This window comes from Paenibacillus alba, from assembly GCF_013204855.1.
Classification (GTDB): Bacteria; Bacillota; Bacilli; order Paenibacillales; family NBRC-103111; genus Paenibacillus_E; species Paenibacillus_E alba.
Genome location: NZ_JABMKZ010000061.1, coordinates 1 through 17,240, shown reverse-complemented (window position 1 = coordinate 17,240; position 17,240 = coordinate 1). Strand labels below are relative to the sequence as shown.

16 protein-coding genes are annotated in these 17,240 nt (G+C 46.4%); 6 read left to right on the top strand and 10 right to left on the bottom strand.

The features are described 5' to 3' along the window. Positions 1–131: 131 nt before the first annotated feature. The 4 genes from HQN90_RS36395 to HQN90_RS36380 form a co-directional block, all read right to left on the bottom strand. Positions 132–2,000, bottom strand: a complete 1,869-nt coding sequence (locus tag HQN90_RS36395) for an LTA synthase family protein (RefSeq protein ID WP_173227721.1) — start codon at positions 1,998–2,000, stop codon at positions 132–134. 80 nt (positions 2,001–2,080) lie between these two features. Beyond that, complete coding sequence (locus HQN90_RS36390; protein ID WP_173227720.1) at positions 2,081–2,557, bottom strand: DMT family transporter; 477 nt, start codon at positions 2,555–2,557, stop codon at positions 2,081–2,083. 17 nt (positions 2,558–2,574) lie between these two features. After that, positions 2,575–3,273 carry a Crp/Fnr family transcriptional regulator gene (locus HQN90_RS36385; RefSeq protein ID WP_173227719.1) on the bottom strand — a complete coding sequence of 233 codons (699 nt, stop codon included), beginning with the start codon at positions 3,271–3,273 and terminating at the stop codon, positions 2,575–2,577. Between the two features lie 61 nt (positions 3,274–3,334). Beyond that, positions 3,335–3,760 carry a DMT family transporter gene (locus HQN90_RS36380; RefSeq protein ID WP_173227718.1) on the bottom strand — a complete coding sequence of 142 codons (426 nt, stop codon included), beginning with the start codon at positions 3,758–3,760 and terminating at the stop codon, positions 3,335–3,337. 240 nt (positions 3,761–4,000) lie between these two features. Here HQN90_RS36380 and HQN90_RS39450 point away from each other — a divergent pair, with 240 nt between their 5' ends. Next, positions 4,001–4,927 carry a methyl-accepting chemotaxis protein gene (locus HQN90_RS39450; protein WP_173227717.1) on the top strand — a complete coding sequence of 309 codons (927 nt, stop codon included), beginning with the start codon at positions 4,001–4,003 and terminating at the stop codon, positions 4,925–4,927. Here the strand turns inward: HQN90_RS39450 and HQN90_RS39445 are convergent. The 3 genes from HQN90_RS39445 to HQN90_RS36365 all read right to left on the bottom strand — a co-directional run bounded on the left by HQN90_RS39445 (position 4,924) and on the right by HQN90_RS36365 (position 7,578). Next, a complete protein-coding gene (locus HQN90_RS39445) occupies positions 4,924–5,058 on the bottom strand; it encodes a hypothetical protein (RefSeq protein WP_275942653.1) in 135 nt (44 codons plus the stop codon). The genes HQN90_RS39450 and HQN90_RS39445 overlap by 4 nt on opposite strands. 78 nt (positions 5,059–5,136) lie before the next feature. After that, on the bottom strand, positions 5,137–5,445 hold the full coding sequence (locus HQN90_RS36370; protein ID WP_173227716.1) for a hypothetical protein: 309 nt from the start codon (positions 5,443–5,445) through the stop codon (positions 5,137–5,139). Positions 5,446–5,541: 96 nt separating this feature from the next. Further along, complete coding sequence (locus HQN90_RS36365) at positions 5,542–7,578, bottom strand: helix-turn-helix transcriptional regulator (protein WP_173227715.1); 2,037 nt, start codon at positions 7,576–7,578, stop codon at positions 5,542–5,544. A gap of 320 nt (positions 7,579–7,898) precedes the next feature. On the opposite strand from HQN90_RS36365, the gene HQN90_RS36360 reads away from it, so the two are divergent. Further along, entirely contained in the window at positions 7,899–10,172 is a 2,274-nt protein-coding gene (locus HQN90_RS36360) for an S-layer homology domain-containing protein (RefSeq protein WP_173227714.1), read from the top strand. A gap of 300 nt (positions 10,173–10,472) precedes the next feature. Here the strand turns inward: HQN90_RS36360 and HQN90_RS36355 are convergent, their stop codons facing one another. Then, on the bottom strand, positions 10,473–11,144 hold the full coding sequence (locus HQN90_RS36355) for an O-methyltransferase (protein ID WP_173227713.1): 672 nt from the start codon (positions 11,142–11,144) through the stop codon (positions 10,473–10,475). A 129-nt stretch (positions 11,145–11,273) separates the two neighbouring features. Between HQN90_RS36355 and HQN90_RS36350 the strand changes: the two genes are divergently transcribed. Then, on the top strand, positions 11,274–12,170 hold the full coding sequence (locus tag HQN90_RS36350) for a LysR family transcriptional regulator (RefSeq protein ID WP_173227712.1): 897 nt from the start codon (positions 11,274–11,276) through the stop codon (positions 12,168–12,170). A 91-nt stretch (positions 12,171–12,261) separates the two neighbouring features. Here the strand turns inward: HQN90_RS36350 and HQN90_RS36345 are convergent, their stop codons facing one another. Continuing rightward, positions 12,262–13,392 (bottom strand): DNA alkylation repair protein, encoded by a 1,131-nt coding sequence (locus HQN90_RS36345; protein ID WP_173227711.1) that lies wholly within the window; start codon positions 13,390–13,392, stop codon positions 12,262–12,264. 63 nt (positions 13,393–13,455) lie between these two features. Next, complete coding sequence (locus HQN90_RS36340) at positions 13,456–14,274, bottom strand: squalene/phytoene synthase family protein (RefSeq protein ID WP_246363002.1); 819 nt, start codon at positions 14,272–14,274, stop codon at positions 13,456–13,458. Between the two features lie 361 nt (positions 14,275–14,635). Here HQN90_RS36340 and HQN90_RS36335 point away from each other — a divergent pair, with 361 nt between their 5' ends. The 3 genes from HQN90_RS36335 to HQN90_RS36325 all read left to right on the top strand — a co-directional run bounded on the left by HQN90_RS36335 (position 14,636) and on the right by HQN90_RS36325 (position 16,963). After that, positions 14,636–15,349, top strand: coding sequence for an SDR family oxidoreductase (locus tag HQN90_RS36335; RefSeq protein ID WP_173227710.1), 714 nt, complete (start codon positions 14,636–14,638; stop codon positions 15,347–15,349). A 265-nt stretch (positions 15,350–15,614) separates the two neighbouring features. Next, on the top strand, positions 15,615–16,187 hold the full coding sequence (locus tag HQN90_RS36330) for a metal-dependent hydrolase (protein ID WP_173227709.1): 573 nt from the start codon (positions 15,615–15,617) through the stop codon (positions 16,185–16,187). A gap of 155 nt (positions 16,188–16,342) precedes the next feature. Then, entirely contained in the window at positions 16,343–16,963 is a 621-nt protein-coding gene (locus tag HQN90_RS36325; protein ID WP_173227708.1) for a TetR/AcrR family transcriptional regulator, read from the top strand. Positions 16,964–17,240 lie beyond the last annotated feature (277 nt).

Sequence of the window (17,240 nt, the reverse complement as noted above, 5' to 3'; positions counted from 1 at the left end):
TTCAAATGTATACGCTTGCTCTACCTGTCATAATTCGGTGTTATTCCTTGGAATCCTTCAAATCATTTAACATATTTCTCCTTTTCAAACGGAAAGAGACCCGCAGGAACATGCTGCGAGTCTCTTTTTATTTATTTATGGAAATAGTTGCTTTCGTGTACCCAATCCGCAATCTGAAAGGAACGCAGAAGATGGCTCTTGTCTGGTTCTTCAGGCTGTCTGCCTACAATGGCCCCATCGTTCAGAACGGTAAAGTCTCGCTTCGTATTGACGAGAATTTTGCCCATCGCGGTCGATTCGAATTTCGCGGCGTTTACCCCCATCAGATAGGCAAGCGTTGGCAAGGTATCGATTTGTCCGCCGACCGTTTCAATCGTCTCGCTTGGCATGCCTTTGCTGTAGACGATAAATGGAAGTTTCAGCGTATGCGTTCTCCAATTTTCGTTTTCCAGCGGTGGGAGGGCGTCAATCTGGTCTTGATAATATTTATGGACGCCCGTATGATCGCCATACACGACGACAACCGTGTTATCCAATAATCCTGCTTTGTCCATTTTGCCTAAAAATGCACCGATCTGCTTATCCGTATAATGCAGTGCCTGAAAGTAGGCGCCCATCATCGTCTGCTCGAGGCTGGGGCTCAGGCGCAGCTCCCTCTTGCCTTCCGCCAAATCAAACGGACCATGGCTTGACAAAGTAACCAAATGCAGTAGGAACGGCTGCTGTACATCCTTGATTTTATCACTCATCTGGCGTAGGTACGACTCATCCGAGAAGCCAATTCCCACCTGCTCGTCGAAATTGAATCTATGTAAATCCCAGCTCTCTTGATAGCCAATCGCATGGTGCGCTTCAAGCCAATTCCAGTTCCCTGCCGGTTCCGGATGTGACGAAATCGTATGATACCCGATGCCCTCAAGCAGCTTAGGCAGCGAATTGTACGTGTTCGTTGGGTAGCGGTAGAAGTTCGTCCCTGACCTGAGCGGAAAAATCGAAGTTGTCGTAAGCAAGTCACTGTCTGAGCTTGTTCCGTTATTGACTTGCTCATAGAAGTTCGTAAAGTTCAAGCTGCTGCCCAGCATCCGATTCAAGTTCGGTGTAATTTCCTGCCCGTTTGCCTTCTGGCCGAGCACGAACGCTTCCAAGGATTCAACCTGAATCACAATCAGGTTTTTCCCAAGAAATTTGCCTTTATAGCCATTGTCCGGCAGCTTCTCGGCATTACTCGCGAACCAATCCTGCACTTCGCCTCGTTCTTGCGCTGTAAGATCAACCTCTTTGGTTTCGCCAAACAACCTTAGTCCATCGAGAAAATGATAGCCAATCGGCGACATGTTCGACATGGACTGAAAGGGAACCCAGCACATTCTCAGAAAGATCATCTGACCTTTCGTAGTGTCCTGCACATCAATCCGGTAATGGTCATAGGAGATGACGCCTACGGCGGCTGCCATCAGAATTGCAGCGAGCACCGGATGCCTTCTGTGCCTGCGTTTTCCGGCTACAGCGGTGGTTTTCATGCGGAAGAGCGCAAAACAGCCGATAATGATGAGATCGATCAGAAACCAAAAATCAAATAATCGAATAACCGTCCATAAATTTAAATGAAGTGGGTTAAAACCATTCGCATGTTGAATAAATCGCAGCGATAGAAAAGCGGCATAGGCACGATAGTAAACCAAATCCCAAAAAAGCAGCAAACTAAAGGACGTATGTATAACGAGCAAATAGGTACGGCGGCCGCGGTTTGTGAAGAACAGTCCGATCGCCACGATAAACAAAATGAACATGAGATGCGAGAAAACGGGAGGAAGACCAAAGTACATTTTACTAATATTAACCCCGGCCGAATCCGGCGCGTGCAGCGCTGCTAGAAGCAGCAATGACTTTAGCAAAACTGCCGCGAACGTATAGATCAGCAGCTTATTGTTTAGCAGTATTAACCAGAACGAAGTACGAGCTGTGGTGCGATGTTTCAGTTTCTGTAATAATGGAAGCAAGGATTGTTCACCTCATGGAATAGTCGAGAAAGCCGATTTTCCCATTTTAACATAAGATGGATAAGAATGTTAGAACAGAATTATTCCAACGAAGCTGCCTCAGATACACGCTTTGGCTCACTTTTCCCACCTAATTTAAACACCATAATGCCGCCAACGATGATCAAAACGCCTAGCAGTTGCTTCATTGTGAAGTCGATCTTTTCCAAACCCAGCCAACCGAATGAATCCCATACTAAAGCAAATATGAGCTGTGAAGTCAAAATGATCGAAACCGCAACCGTGGGACCCAGCAGCCTTATCCCATTGACCAAAGATAGCACAACACCTACTCCGATCATGCCGCTGAACCAGTACCAAACCTGCATATGGGGTAAGTGAAACATTTGCTTGCCTTCAAAAATGAAACCTAACGTCAACGAAGCGACAAAACCCAGTCCTAAAACCAATGCCGTTGTAGCCCAAGATCCAGCTCGTTCATTTACTTTGCTGTTGAAAATATTTTGCAAGCTGACCAGCGAACCTGCAATCAATGCCAAAACCAGCCCCACAATCATCGCGAATCGCTCCTTTTTTACTCATAAATATTGCGGCTTGCCAGCGTACTTAGCCCTTCCCTATCCTTCACAACAATGACCCCTTTATCGCGCTCTATCAAACCTTCTTTACCGAACTGAAGGATGACACGATTCAAATGCCGATAGCTGGTTCCAATTAAGTTGGCAGCATCTCTGAGATCAGCCGATTTCAGATGCCCTTGAAACTGGGAGTCCGCCTCATCAAAAGAGACAGACAACAAATAGCTGGCCAGCCGAATTTCGACAGGATGCATTAAATTAAAACTCAAAGAATTCGATTTTATATAAAATTTTTTCGTAATAATCTCGAGCAAAAATTGCAGTAAAGAGGCGTCGTCTTTTCCATACTTTTTCAGCCACCGATGTTGAATACCAATCATATGAATCGGGGACACCGCTTCTACCGTATTGATGAATTCAATGCCCTGCACATATTCAATATCCCCAATCACCTCTAACGGGTTTTTGAAAGAGAGAATCAAGGATTTGCCTTCAGCCGAAGTATGATAGATTTTGACTTTCCCTTTCACCAGGACGTACAAATACTCAGCAGCCTCTCCTTGGGAACAGATAAGCTCCCCCTGGTTGAAGCTGAACAGTGATAAATACGGTACTATTTGTTCATTAAAAATGGCTTCTATTCGATACAGCTGCAAATAGCGTCTGAGCTGTTCATGATCTTTGATTTCTTTCATAACACCGTTCACCTCCGGCTGTCCAATTCCTCTGAATTGGTGAATTGGCACCCTTTTCCACTCAAAATCTTAGTATGACCACACCAGCAATCATCATTCCGATACCGATGAACTGCGGCAGCTGCATCTTCTGTTTAACCACTCCAAACCATCCGTTGCTGTCAATTAAAAAAGTGAGACTCAGCTGGGCAATCAGTATAGCCGATATGGTAAGCGTCACTCCAATATGATGAATCGCGGTGACATTGCTAAAAATAATGATAGCCCCAAAAGTTCCGCCAATCAAATACAATGGCTTTACCTGCTTAAAGCTGCTCCCTTTGCCGCCGCGGACGAAAAGCAAGATAAGCAAAGCCGTTACGAAGCCGGTAAAATGGGTAATCGTTGCCGCCTGCCAAGTCCCAATATCTTGACTGATGCGAGAATTAGCCACGCCTTGCAATGTGATCAAGGTACCACCTAAAAATGCAAATAAACTTCCTCTCATTTGGTCTCTCCTCCCCTTTCGATGTCTTATTATTAAATGACAACTCCCCGCCTCTTGGAAAGGACATATGTCCTCAGATTGGCAAAGATCATTTCTTTCATAAAAACAATGAGGAGGGGAAACCATAAACGACGCATTTTTGTCTAAAATTATGTCGAAATTTGCGAAAAAATCCATGTAAACAAATGTTTAGTTGAGGTATACTTTTTCTATGGACGTAAACTAAGAGGATGTGCGGAAATGAGTATCAACCGGCAAGACATTTATACAAGTACACAAGTATTACAAGAGAACGCAGTATTAGCCGCGCTCGAACAGTCATTGGCGATGATTGAATTTAAAATAGATGGTGAAGTGCTTTGGGCGAACGAGCATTTCGCGCATGCCATGGGCTACCAAGTTCATGAACTTCCCGGCATGCACCATCGGCAGTTTTGCTTACCCGATTTTGCCACAAGTTCAAAGTACGCCATCCTGTGGGAAAATCTCAGAAACGGCGTTAAATTCCAAGAAAAAATCATTCGTGTCGGGAAAAACGGCCAATTTCTGTGGCTTGAGGCCACCTACATGCCCATCTACAATGATGACAAGCACGTTGTCGCCGTTCTGAAAATTGCTACTGATATTACGGCAAGGGAAACAGCTGCTACCCAAGTCACCAAAGAGCTGCAGCAGATGGCTGAGAACTTGCTGAAACGCACAGATGAAGGCATACAACGCAGTCAGCAAGTTGCTTCAACCATCGAAAATGTAGTTCACGACAACGAGAACAACCTTGGCTCTCTTCAAGATCTCGAGCAGCAGGCCAAAATTATTCATGGTATCGTACAGACCATTCGAGACTTCGCCTCGCAAACGAACCTTCTTGCCTTGAACGCGACAATAGAAGCGGCGCATGCCGGGGAACACGGACGGGGCTTCAATGTTGTAGCAACTGAAGTCAGAAAGCTTGCCCAGAATGTGCAAGAAGCCATTAAACAAATCCAAACCACCGTAACCGCGATCTCTGAGCAAGTTGCTCGAGTCAGCAGCGGCACGAAAACCTCCCAAAAGGCCGTCATCCACAGCCAACTTCAAATCCAACAAGCCGTCAACGAGTTTACCCTCATCGGCCAAGCCGCAAGCAATTTGGATGCTCAAGCCAAAATTTTGAACCAGCTAATTTAATCGGTACCTTTCACACTCGAAACTCGGCTTTCTTCGCCTGAGCCTGCTTTTTTTGCTGTCTCGGCGGCTGGACGCACCTTTTGTTCCGCCGAGACGGCTTTTTGGGCTGGCTCAGCGGCTGACGGACTCATATTTCCTCTCTTCCACTGCTGTCAACCCAAATAAGAGCCCCCAAGGGCTCTTATTTGGGTTGACAGCAACCTCACCATTTAAAATTGAGAATAAACCAAAAACCCTAACATCGGCACGATCCAGACTAGCGGAATGGCGTTCCAGATCAGCGCAGCTTTATATCTTGTGCGGGCAAACAGCACCCAACCTCCAATTAGCGCAGCAAGAAGGCCCAGCGGGTAAGCTACAATATAAGAAAAAATGAGCCATGTCTTCGTGTCACTCATCGCACTGGGATCGTCGAACATCATGACAGAAAATCCAGCAATAAACAGCCAAACGGCGATAAATAAAACATAGACGATTTGCGATAAAATGAAGCTCCAAAGCATTTTTTGACGATTCATTTGTCATACCTCTATTCCAACTGGTTTGTTCCCTATCGAGTCTATTATACTTAGATTTTTGGCAAAATCTATGACAACACTAGATAAATTTCTCAGTTAACCCTTCGCCCTCTCCGTGTATTGACGGACCAAATGCACCCGGTTTTTGATGTTCAATTTTTTAAGAATATGCGAGACGTGTTTTTTGACTGTGGTTTCACTTAGGAATAGCCGGTCTGCAATTTCCGCATTGGAGCAGCCTTTTACGAGCAGATCAACGACCTCCGTCTCCCGTATCGTTAAGGACTGCTGTGGGAGCGATGTCTCCTCAATTTCTTCGGCTAAGCCGATGGCGGTAATCATCTGTTTCAAGTAATCTTGGAGCTTGTTCCCCCTAGTATCAATGACATAATATGGGGTAGGTGTTGTGTTATCGTAGTCATAATGCACAACATCCGGAATCTCGCAGCCCAGACTAAGCAAGATATCCCGGGGGAGCGGATGTGGCGGGGGTGCAGACACGACGAATCCGGCAGACAGCATATGGGTGATAAAGGCGATTCCGGATGCTTGCATCATGGCCTCGTCCGAAGGATTGGAGACGTCGAGCGTTTTGACAAAATACCCGGAACGTTGATTGCCAGGCACCTTTAATTCGTTCAGCTTGGATTCAGGCAGACTGGAGAAGTAAGCAGCTGAAAGCGGGTGGGTTTGCAAATAGCCTATCGTGTGCGTATTGATGGAGATAATGACGAATAATCCGCATAGGTTCCCGCCAGCATCACGAGCGAGTTTAACGCAGTTCGGATCAAGAGCATAAAGCTCTTCAAGATGAATATGCTTTAGACCGTTGAGGCTGTCTTCCACGGTATAACGATAATTGAAAATTTCTTTGGTGACGGGATGTACTCGCTGTACAGAGTATTCTTTGACATGAAGATAACGTTGCTCGATATAGTGTTCAGCGTCTGCCCAATTCGCAAGAGTCAAAGGCTCAAAGTGATGTGCGACCGATTGCTGGTAAAAAAGAGACTGGATTAATTGGTTGCCGATATAGTAAAACCATTCCGCATGCTCCCAAGACATCGCTCTTTTCCTAGCTGAGCTCTTCAGCTTGTGATAGTAATAAAGTACACAGCGTTTCCAAAGAGTTTCATAAAAGTCAGGGAGACGCAGCTGCATTTCTTCTTGTATGGCCTCTCGCAGCAAATCATGAAGAACCCACCCTCGGTCGACTCGCTGAACGAAGGAATAGTCACATAGTTGACGGAATTGCTCAGATTGAACCTCTTTATCTAGTACGTGGCTGAGCAGTTCCTGATTGAATACGCGCAGAATTGCAGCCGCTTCAACCAGTTCCTTCATCCCTGTATCAGGAACTTCCTTGAACCAAACAGCTACCACGTGGGAAAATACGGCATTATCTCCCATGAGCATGTCTTTTGGGGAAGCGTTTACCAATGAGGCGGCTGCGAGCAATGACAAGGTTAGCGGATGCCCTTTGGTCTTCGCCCACATGTCTTGGACGGCCATTTCTTGCTTGATGCCAGATCGCTCCAAGTACACTCTCACGGATGAGTAGTCCAAATCTGACAGCGAAATGCGATGAATCCACTGCCGCCATGCCGGCGAGGAGAACCAAAGTCCCCCCAGCGGGAATCTGCCCGATAGGATAGAGAGAATTCTGGGATCGATAAAAGGGAAGAACGCTTCTCTCAGCCATTGTTCCAACTCACCGATGTTCTCGAATGTATCTAAGGCCAGTATCGTTTTTCCTAATTCTGCGGATTCAGCCAAAGCAAGCAAACAGATTTCCGTTAAACGAGCGGCATCAGCTTCTTGTTCAATTGTCTGCGTTGGGTAGCAAAGCAAGCGAAGGAGCTGAAGACAGAGATCATTGGCCGTTCGAAGAGCACGACAGTCAATAGATAAGAAACGGTGCCCGGCCCGCTCCGTCAACCTGCGGAATTCATCCAGCAGATAGCTTTTTCCAATACCGCCTGTTCCATAAAGATTAATAATCTTCTCCTGCGGGAATTGTTCCGTTAACCATGTTTGGAAAAAGGCGATTTCCTTCTCTCGTCCGACTAGATAGTGCTGCTCTATCCGATCGATCTCGTTGTTCTTTCTCGTCTTTGATGGATTAAGCGACATTGTGCGGGGGTCACCTTCCTTTGATCGTATAAATAGGTAGTATTTGATAATTATCCTATCAACACAATGGAAATAAACAAAGGATTTTTTTCCAGACAGATCAGATTCTCATAGCCAGCATTGCTATTATCCTACGGAACCTCCTACTCCTTTTCTACTCCCTTCGGATCATATCCTTATGTTTCCAAACATGGTACTGTTGAATTATCGAAGGCCAAGATGAGGAACGGTGTGTGCATGAATCGGAAAATGATGCCAAAGTCAGACAGGCCCAAATAAGCATTGATATTACCGCAAATATGTAATTGGAGGTGGATAATGTGGTAAACCGAAGTTGGGGCATGCGCTTGCTCATCGCCGCCGCGATATTATCGGCTTGGATTGAATATTCTCCCTCTCCAGCCTCTGCCAGTATTGATCCTCAAATAACGAAGATGCCGATTGTTGACAACTTCCCTCGTATTCGTCTTGACCTGCTTTCCCCAACGATAGATGCAGGCAATGTCAAATCCATTTGGAACTATAATACCAAACTTATTCTTACCCCTCTACAAACACCCGCCATTGGCGCCGACGGAACTGTTTATTTGGGGGTCAATTATTATATTATTTTTGGAGCGCAAGGTGCTTTGACGGCTGTTTCGAGCCAAGGCAAGAAATGGGAGTATCTCCCTCCAACCAGCTTACTTATGGCAGCTCCTGTACTCGGACCTGACGGTACCCTCTATGCAGCCTCGGGGAATATAACCTATGCCGAAGGTGAACTTGCCGCCTTAAATCCCGACGGCACGCGGAAATGGGCGGTTGGCACAGGAGCCATCTACTCGAAGCCAGCTGTCGGACCTGACGGAACCGTGTACATCGCAGTTAACGATGGTACCCTACACGCGCTGAATCCAAGCGATGGCAAAGAGAAATGGACCTCCAAGATTGGCTTTACGCTCACTGTTTACTTGACAACAGGCAAGGACGGCACCATTTACTTGAGCAATAATACGGACACCTTTTATGCCATAAAGCCCAACGGCAGTATCAAATGGACTTATCAGGCTGGCGGTATCATTAAAACGGCATCTGCCGTCGGTCCCGATGGGACCATTTATTTTGGCGCGGCCGACAACAAGCTGTATGCGCTCTTGCCAGACGGAACGAAGTTGTGGGATGCCTCTTTAGGCGGCAATCCATCTGCTCCTGCGATTGGAGCGGACGGCACGATCTATGTCAGTACATCCGATCAAAATCTCTCTGCCTTTTGGCCAGACAAAACGCTAAAATGGAAAACGACATTTCGCAAAGCAATTACGGCGCCTATCGTTGGTCCCAACGGAACCCTTCACTTGCTATCTGCTGATGGGATGGTTCATGGCCTGAATCCTTCTGACGGCAGCACGCAGTGGAGACACGACATCGGCACCCCGACCGAAATAACTCCACCAGCTATCGGAGCAGACGGCACTGTGTACACAGTTGAACCCATTGACGCTAATATGAATTTGTTCGCTCTCCGGGTGCCGATTGATGGCATCACTTTAAATAAAACAAGCTTGAACTTGAAGACGAATGAAAGCGAGAATCTGTCTGTCAAGCTGTCACCAGAAAATGCGCCGAATCAGAAGGTAGTCTGGAAAAGCAGCAATGAAGGCGTAGCCACTGTAGACAACACGGGCAAAGTCTTTGCCCTTTCTTCCGGAAAAGCAACCATCTCGGTCAAAAGCGAGGATGGCGGGAAGATCGCCACCTGCGAGGTTGTTGTGGAAAGCCCCGCCGGGGCTATCGAGGTAGTCAGTGTAAATGTCAGCCCTGAAGCACTTTCCCTCACAGCCAGCCAAAGTGGAAATCTAACAGCCAGCGTACTCCCTGCCAATGCTACCAACCATAAAGTGATCTGGGGAAGCAGCAATTCGGATATTGCTCAAGTGAATGAATCAGGGCAAGTGATGGGCCTATCACCTGGGACAGCTGTTATTTCCGCGAAGACGATTGACGGAGGTTATTCGGCAACTAGTCAGATCACTGTTCTAAAGGGTACAACAGCGCAAGGATCTGCCCCATTCACAGACACAAACGGACATTGGGCCAACAAGGAGATTGCCAAGGCCTACGAACTCCATCTCGTAAATGGTTATCCCGATTTTACCTTCCGTCCAGATGGCAGCGTAACCCGAGCCGAATTTGTCGTCATGCTGATGAATGCGTTGAAACCCGAAGTTCAAGGCACAGAACTTGCTTTTCAAGATAAAAGCGAGATTGCTGTCTGGGCGGAAAAAGCCATCAGGCAAACCGTACAATTGGGCATTGTTAGTGGCTACCCAGACGGGACCTTCCGCCCGGGAGCGAATATTACCCATGCTGAGATGGCAACGATTGTATCCAAGACATCTGGGATTCCACTTGATTCCAGCATGCGCACGGGATTTACCGACGATGCCGATATCCCCGATTGGGCTAGAGGGGCCGTATCTGCTGCCGAGAGGAACGGCATTATCATCGTAGGCGGCAAAACCTCCGGCTCCTTCGCGCCACAGGCCCTATCCACGCGTGCAGAAGCAGCGGCATGGCTTGTAAACATGCTCCGCATCCAAGCAAAAGGCTAAAGCTTAATAAGGACGGAACATAGTCGTCTGTCCCCTGTTTGTGACAGAAGGGCTGCCTCGTGGCAGCCCTTCTGTTTTTTTATACCAATTCCCATACGAAAAGGAACTATGATCCGCTAATCGACTCATAATCCCATATTTGCAGCTGAGGGAACTAGGTTCCCTTATTTCACCTCTGGAAGGTGATATTCCGGCAAATTAGACAAATTAGCGGACCATAGTTCCGTCTGAGTAGCCAAATGGCTGTTTGGATGAGGAATAAGGGATCCTAGTTCCCTCCCGCGGGTCTAAGGCCTGAGCTCAACCTTTCACAAGGCCAATAACGAACCCATCATAACCTTTGCTGCCAACAGTCTGAATGGCGGTTGCTGCAATTCTAGCTTCGTCTGCCAACAAATCATAAAATTCCCTTACACCTTTTACACGCGGATCTTGCGTATTCTCGTTAATAACCTCGCCTTCCCGAATAACGTTGTCTCCTATAATAACCGTTCCGGGATGGGAGAAATAAAGTGCCCATTTCAAATAATGGGGATTGTTCGGCTTATCCGCATCGATGAATATGAAATCAAAAGGCTCAACTCCCTCCTCCTTCATCTGAGCCAATTGTTCAAGTGCATCCCCGACTCGAAGTTCAACGCAGCCATCCACCGAAGCAAGGGATAGATTCGCTTTGGCCACCTGAGCATGCAGAGGGTCGAGCTCCAAGGTAACCAATTTCCCATCAGCCGGCAAGGCTCTCGCTAACCAGATGGTACTGTATCCTCCTAGAGTTCCAATCTCGAGAATACGTTTTGACCCATGCAGGCGGACAAGCAGGTTCAAGAATTTCCCTTGAGCAGGTGTAACATCATAAGCAGGTAATCCAGCTTCTTGATTTGCGGATAATACTTTTTCTAGAATAGGATCTTGCGGGATCAAACGCTCTGTAATATAGTGATCAACCTTTTCCCAAAGCTTCGTGTTACTCATGATTATCACTTCTCCTCTTACGTTTTTTACTTTCTACACTCAGTATACAGGTGTTATAATCATAGATATAATATATCTTTAATCATATTATATAAATTAAATGTATGAATCATAAAAAGGGGTTTAGAAATGAATCTACATGCCTTACGCTTATTCCATGTTATCGCCTCTTGCGGCAGTGTAACGCGCGCTTCGGAATTGCTCAATATAAGTCAGCCCGCCATAACGGCTCAAATCAAGAAATTTGAAAAAGAATTGCTCCTCTCTCTACTCAAGCCTCAAGGAAGAGGAATAGCTTTAACCGATGCGGGTGAAGAGATTGCTCAGCTTGCTAAGAGACTTTTTGCTGTCGAACAACAAATTGAACAATTCGCTCAACATTACCGTGAAGGCACGAACGGAAGCGTCCGGCTGGCTGCCACCTATTTACCAGCTCATTTCCTGATACCTACTTGGATCGCCAAATTCAAACAACAATTCGAACAAGTAGAAATGATCATTACAACGACTAATTCCAATGATGCCTTGCAGCAGCTTTTAAATGTGGATGTGGATATCGCTATTTACGGAGGAATTCCCGAGGAATATCCGGATACGATCCAGACAGAGGAGTTGTTTCAGGACGAGTTATGGTTTGTGGTGGCACCCAATCATCGCTATGCGAACCAACAAGTTTCGTTGGCCCAAATGATGAAGGAACCATTCGTTATGCGGGAGGAAGGCAGTTCAACGAGAGAGCGATTATTATCTTTATGCCGCACCTACAATTCCTCGACACCAACAATCTCTTTGCAATTTAATGGTCTGCATGAAGCAATTACGGCTGTCATTGCAGGCTATGGCGCAAATTTCGTCTCTTCCTTAGTTGTCCGCGAATATGTAGAGCGTGGGGAGCTATGTCGTGTTTATGTGGAAGGGATTCATCTAAAAAATACAATCGCCATCTGCACACGCAAAAATGAACCGCTTTCTGCTTCCTCCCTGAATTTTATTCAGATGATTCGTCAAAATCCTTTTAGAAAATAGCAGTTTCACAAGCGGTAGATTCCAGGCCTTTATACGACAAACAGCCCTGCCGCAAACCATGCGAACAGAGCTGTAAAGATAACACATTTCACTAAACTGAGGTATCCGCCTTGTCTGGGCCTTCGTCCAAGTAAATGTCTGTATGAGCGACTTCTTGTCCATTGATGACCAGTGTCAGCTTATGCATGCCAGGATAATGGCGACGGGTCGTGAGATCGGACCATTGATGCGTTCGCTTCCCTTTCAGCTGTGACCCTCCTGGTACCGTTTTATCTGAAAGCAAAAATAATTTCCGCGACGTCTTGCCTTTCGACTTCACAAAATAAATGCCATATTCAATCCGAATACGGGCGGCTTCTCCCTCACGAATCTCAAGCTCATAGCTGATTTCACAGCTCTCGCCTTTCGAAACTTGGGCCTTCTCCGTCGTGATTGAAGATTGTACGGTAAGCGACGATGCTTCTGTTGAGTCGGCGTAACCAAACAACGCCAGTATTTCCGGACTTCCTTGGCGAATCAACGTGCGGCAGCCATGTCTGACAATCCAGTCTGTATCGGCATTCTGCCCTTTCCAACGCCGCGCCAGCTCAAGCACAAGCGAGGGATGATCCTTGGCGATGTCGTTTAGGTTGTTGGCCACACTTTTTCGCACATAAAGAGACGGGTCCTCTTTTAATTGCTCCAGCACAGGGAGGATTGGGTCCGGATTTTGCTTGAATAAGGGGAGCGCCTGGCCCCATGGCAGACGAGGACGACAACCTTCACTGGCAAGTCGACGCACATGTTCGTTGGGATGCTTGGACCATGCTCTCATCTGATCCATCATTCTCTCCGGTTCGCGGATAAGGAACGATCGTACTGCGAATTCTGCTGATGAGCTCTGTGTAAACTTCTCCAACGCGTTCATCGAAGTCGCCCAATGCTTGTCTTCCTGTCCGTATACTTCCACAAAGTCAGGGAAAAATAGATAAGGAAAGCCTTTGCATTCCTCATAAATGTTCAATAAAACCTCGATGGCAGCTTCGTAGGAACCGGGCAGGTACATCCCCAAAACGTTGGAAATTTGCCGGGTTCGTCCTTTGAGCTCTAGGTCCTCCCACTTTTCATCCATGACAGTCTGAACGAAACTGTACACATCGAATGTGTCATACACAGCCCTCACTGTCTCACCAAAGTTAAGTAAGAATGCCTTATGATATATGCCTTTTAGAGGCTCAGCCATGATTCAATCTCCTTTCCTAGATGTCAAAAAAACCGGCAGCCCATCCCCCGGTTTCTTTATGACTCATAAACGACTCACAATTTTCAACACGGCATCCCGCGTTAATTTGTTGCCGCCTGAACCGATCAATTTGACTGTTGCATTAGCTAAGGCAAGAGGAATTTTGCAAAACTTCAATGCCGGGCCTTCCTTCAACTCTGCGATATACGAGTCAGCAAGCTCAAGATTGCGACGCGTGTACTGCAGCATATCCTTCATTTCCCACCCTTTTGGAAAGAAATCAACCCCACGCGTACGATCCTCAGCTCGATTGCGCAAAATATTAACGGCCTGCAAGCCTCTTCCAAAACCAATGGCCTTCACGGAATCGGACTGTGTCCCATCGTTCCAGAACCATAGATCGGACAGCATCTCTCCAACCATGCCAGCCACACTATAGGTATACCGATCCAAATCTTCTTCTGTTTCAATTTTCCAATTGCATGCTGCCCACTCTGCCATTTCCAGCGACATCTTCTGAATATAACGATTGACAATTGGAGCTGCGGAGGATGGACAGAGGTTCAGCCACTCATCGAGGCGCCATGATACCTCAGGCAGTTGCTCCCGATACGGCAGCAAAAACTCCGTGACAGCATCTATGACGTTGGGAGCGTTGAAAGTTTCTTGTATCCCCATCAATATCTCCACTTTCAATGACTCGTTAAGATCAGGGTGATCCTCGACTTCATCTATAGCCCGCATACAAAGATAAGCAGATGCCACTGCCTCTCTCAGTCCTGTATCCAAATGACTAATCGGTATGTAAAATGTACGGCTTGTTTTCTTCAGCATGGTCATGGCGTCATTCAGGACAACGTTGTTAATGGGTATTCCCTCCAAGTATTCGTTAGCTCAACAAATGTGTAGTTTTTATCATGATAACATAAAAAGCTGCGTTTTATCCAAAATGCTGACGCTCGTAGAGATTTGTTCACATTTTAAAGGAAATGAAACAGTGCCGCGAACAGATTGTTCTCAAAATTTGGTATTTCTCCCTTCAATTGATCGAGAAACCTCCATAGCAATAGGCTAACTTTTTTAACCTTCGTATCCCCGTGAAACTACATTGATATCCTCAGAGAAAGTATGTGAATTAAACAACACTACTTCCCTAAATAAAGTTAATGTATTTATAATACTATTGTACAGTTCTGAAGCCGTATTAACGACTACATCATCTTAATTATCAGGAGGAAATCTTATGTTGCACAATCAAAAAGTGGTCATCATCGGAGGAAGCTCAGGAATCGGTCTCGAAACAGCCAAGCAAGTCATTGCACGCGGTGCAGATGTCATCATTGCCAGCCGCTCGGAGGATAAACTGCTTAAAGCCAAAGAACTTCTAGGCGCCAAAGCTGCTGTCTATTCCCTGGACACGACGGATGAACAGCAAGTCCAGTCCTTTTTCCAACAAATCGGCCCGTTCGATCATCTTGTCATCAGTGCTGCGGAAACCTCCGGGGGATCCTTTCTCCATACGGAAACGGCTCAAGCCCGTCAATTGTTCGAAAACAAATTCTGGGGCCAATATTACGCGGCCAAATATGGGGCTCCCCACATGTCGACAAATGGCTCCATTACTTTATTTTCGGGTGTAGTCGCCTATAAATCCATGATTGGATCGTCTACGCTTGGCGCCGTCAATGCGGCCGTATCGAATCTAGGCCAGACATTGGCCTTAGAGCTTGCTCCGCTTCGCGTGAATGTCGTTTCACCTGGTATTATTGATACGCCTTCCCGCAGTAAAATGGCTGAAGAAGCTCGCAACGTCCTCTATGCCACAGTGGCCGGCAAGCTTCCAGTGAAGCGAGTGGGTACCGCAGAGGATGTCGCACAAAGTGTACTCTACCTGCTCCAAAATAGCTTTGTAACCGGTACCGTTCTCCATGTAGAAGGTGGGCATCTCCTAACTTAATCACGGGTAAAAGAAAACAAGGAAATCGACGCTTCTCTAGGGAAGAAGCTCGTTTCCTTGTTTGATTATGGACAGAAGTGAGCAACCTCCCTCTCTCGTCGACAGTCCGAAACGCGCGTTCATCCCAGTCCAGCCTTCAAGCCCGTCATTGTCATAATCCCCTGAAGCATACGCATCCAATTCATACTTAGAAAAGCATTGACAGTATCATAACCAATGGTTACCATATAACCATTGGTTATGAATATGAATTGGAGGGTGAACCATGTTTGCAGGACACTTTGGATTAGCGGCAGGAATACGGGCGAAAGCCCCAGAGGTGCCGCTATGGGCGCTGATGCTGGGTACACAGCTATTGGACGTTGTATTCCTTCCCTTGTATTTGACGAATGTAGAAACAATTGATAATCCATTTGGAACTGGATATGGCAAGGGGGTTATTCACGCGGATTATACACATTCCTTGCTGGGAGCTCTGATCATCTCGTTATTGGCTGGGTTAATCGCTAGATGGTTGTGGGGAAAACAGGCTGGCTGGATCCTCGGCGGAGTCGTCTTCAGTCACTGGATGCTGGATCTCGTGGTTCACCGCACCGACATGCCGCTGCTCCCTGATAACTGGGGGAGCTTTCCTTTGCTTGGTTTAGGTGTTTGGCGATTCGATAGTCTTTCTATTGCTATCGAACTTCTTATTCTGATTATCGGCTTCTGGATGTATGCAAGATCCGCGATCCAGCGCGGAAATGGAACAAGGAAGAAAGCGGCAATTGTTTCATCCATCGTTCTGGGATGCTTGCTTGGATTTGCTTTGATTACGGATGTGACAAGTTTATTTTAAGGAGGCTGGCGTTATGAGTTTCATCGTATTTATCCTCTTGTTCACTATACTATGCGGGTGGTTGGATGCCAGAATCCCCAAAAAACCTAGTAAAGTTGACTAGCTGCATACGGATTGTTACAATAACTCCACTATGAAGACGAGGTTGACTATCTATGGTATCTAAACAGGAACAACGGTCGGAAGAAACGAAGAAAAGCATCCTTGCTTCAGCTGGTGTTTTATTTTCCAGCAGAGGTTACGATGCTGTCACGATGAGAGATATCGCCAAAGAAGCAGGCTGTTCGCATACAACCATCTATATATATTTCAAAGATAAGGAAGCGCTGCTGCATCAGCTTTCGATGCCGCCGATCCTGCAATTGCTGGAACAAGTGGATACATTGCTGTCAGAAGACTCGCCTCCCTCTGACAAGTTGCAGGCGATCAGTCTGCGAGTCATTGAGTTTTGCTTGGTCAACCGCAATATGTACAATTTGTTTTTTACCGTGAAGTCCGTAAGAGTGGATGAGCAAACACCCGAGATGGCAATTAACCAAGCCCGGAACAAGCTTTTTGGAAAGCTTACCGAATCCATTCAAGCGGTCTTGGGGCTTAATTCTCAAGATGAACAGCTTTTACTCTACACACGGATCTACTTCTTCAACTTATATGGCATTATCGCCACGTATTCGAACTCGGATGAAACAGTCGAACAACTGATGGGCAGGCTTCAGCCGACTTTTGCAGAGTCATTTGAAGTGCTTCTGATTGGTATTCGGAGTAAGGTAAAATAGAAAAAAGAACCCGAGACGGTTGTTAACCGTCGATCGGGTTCTTTACTGTTTGCTCAGCAGCGCTAAAACCTGCAAATGTGCAGGAAATTTCGATAGAATTGTTTGAAAAGTGGAAAAACCTGCGTTTATGCAGGAATTTCCAGATGTTTCATCCAGATCGGTTCGGCCCCTTAATTATGGAGTCCATCTGCTAAATGCTCTCGCTCTCGCAGTTTTTCATTTTTCTCATTTCTCTAAACACACTAAACCGAAATTTCTATGGCTTCTAATTTTTTAG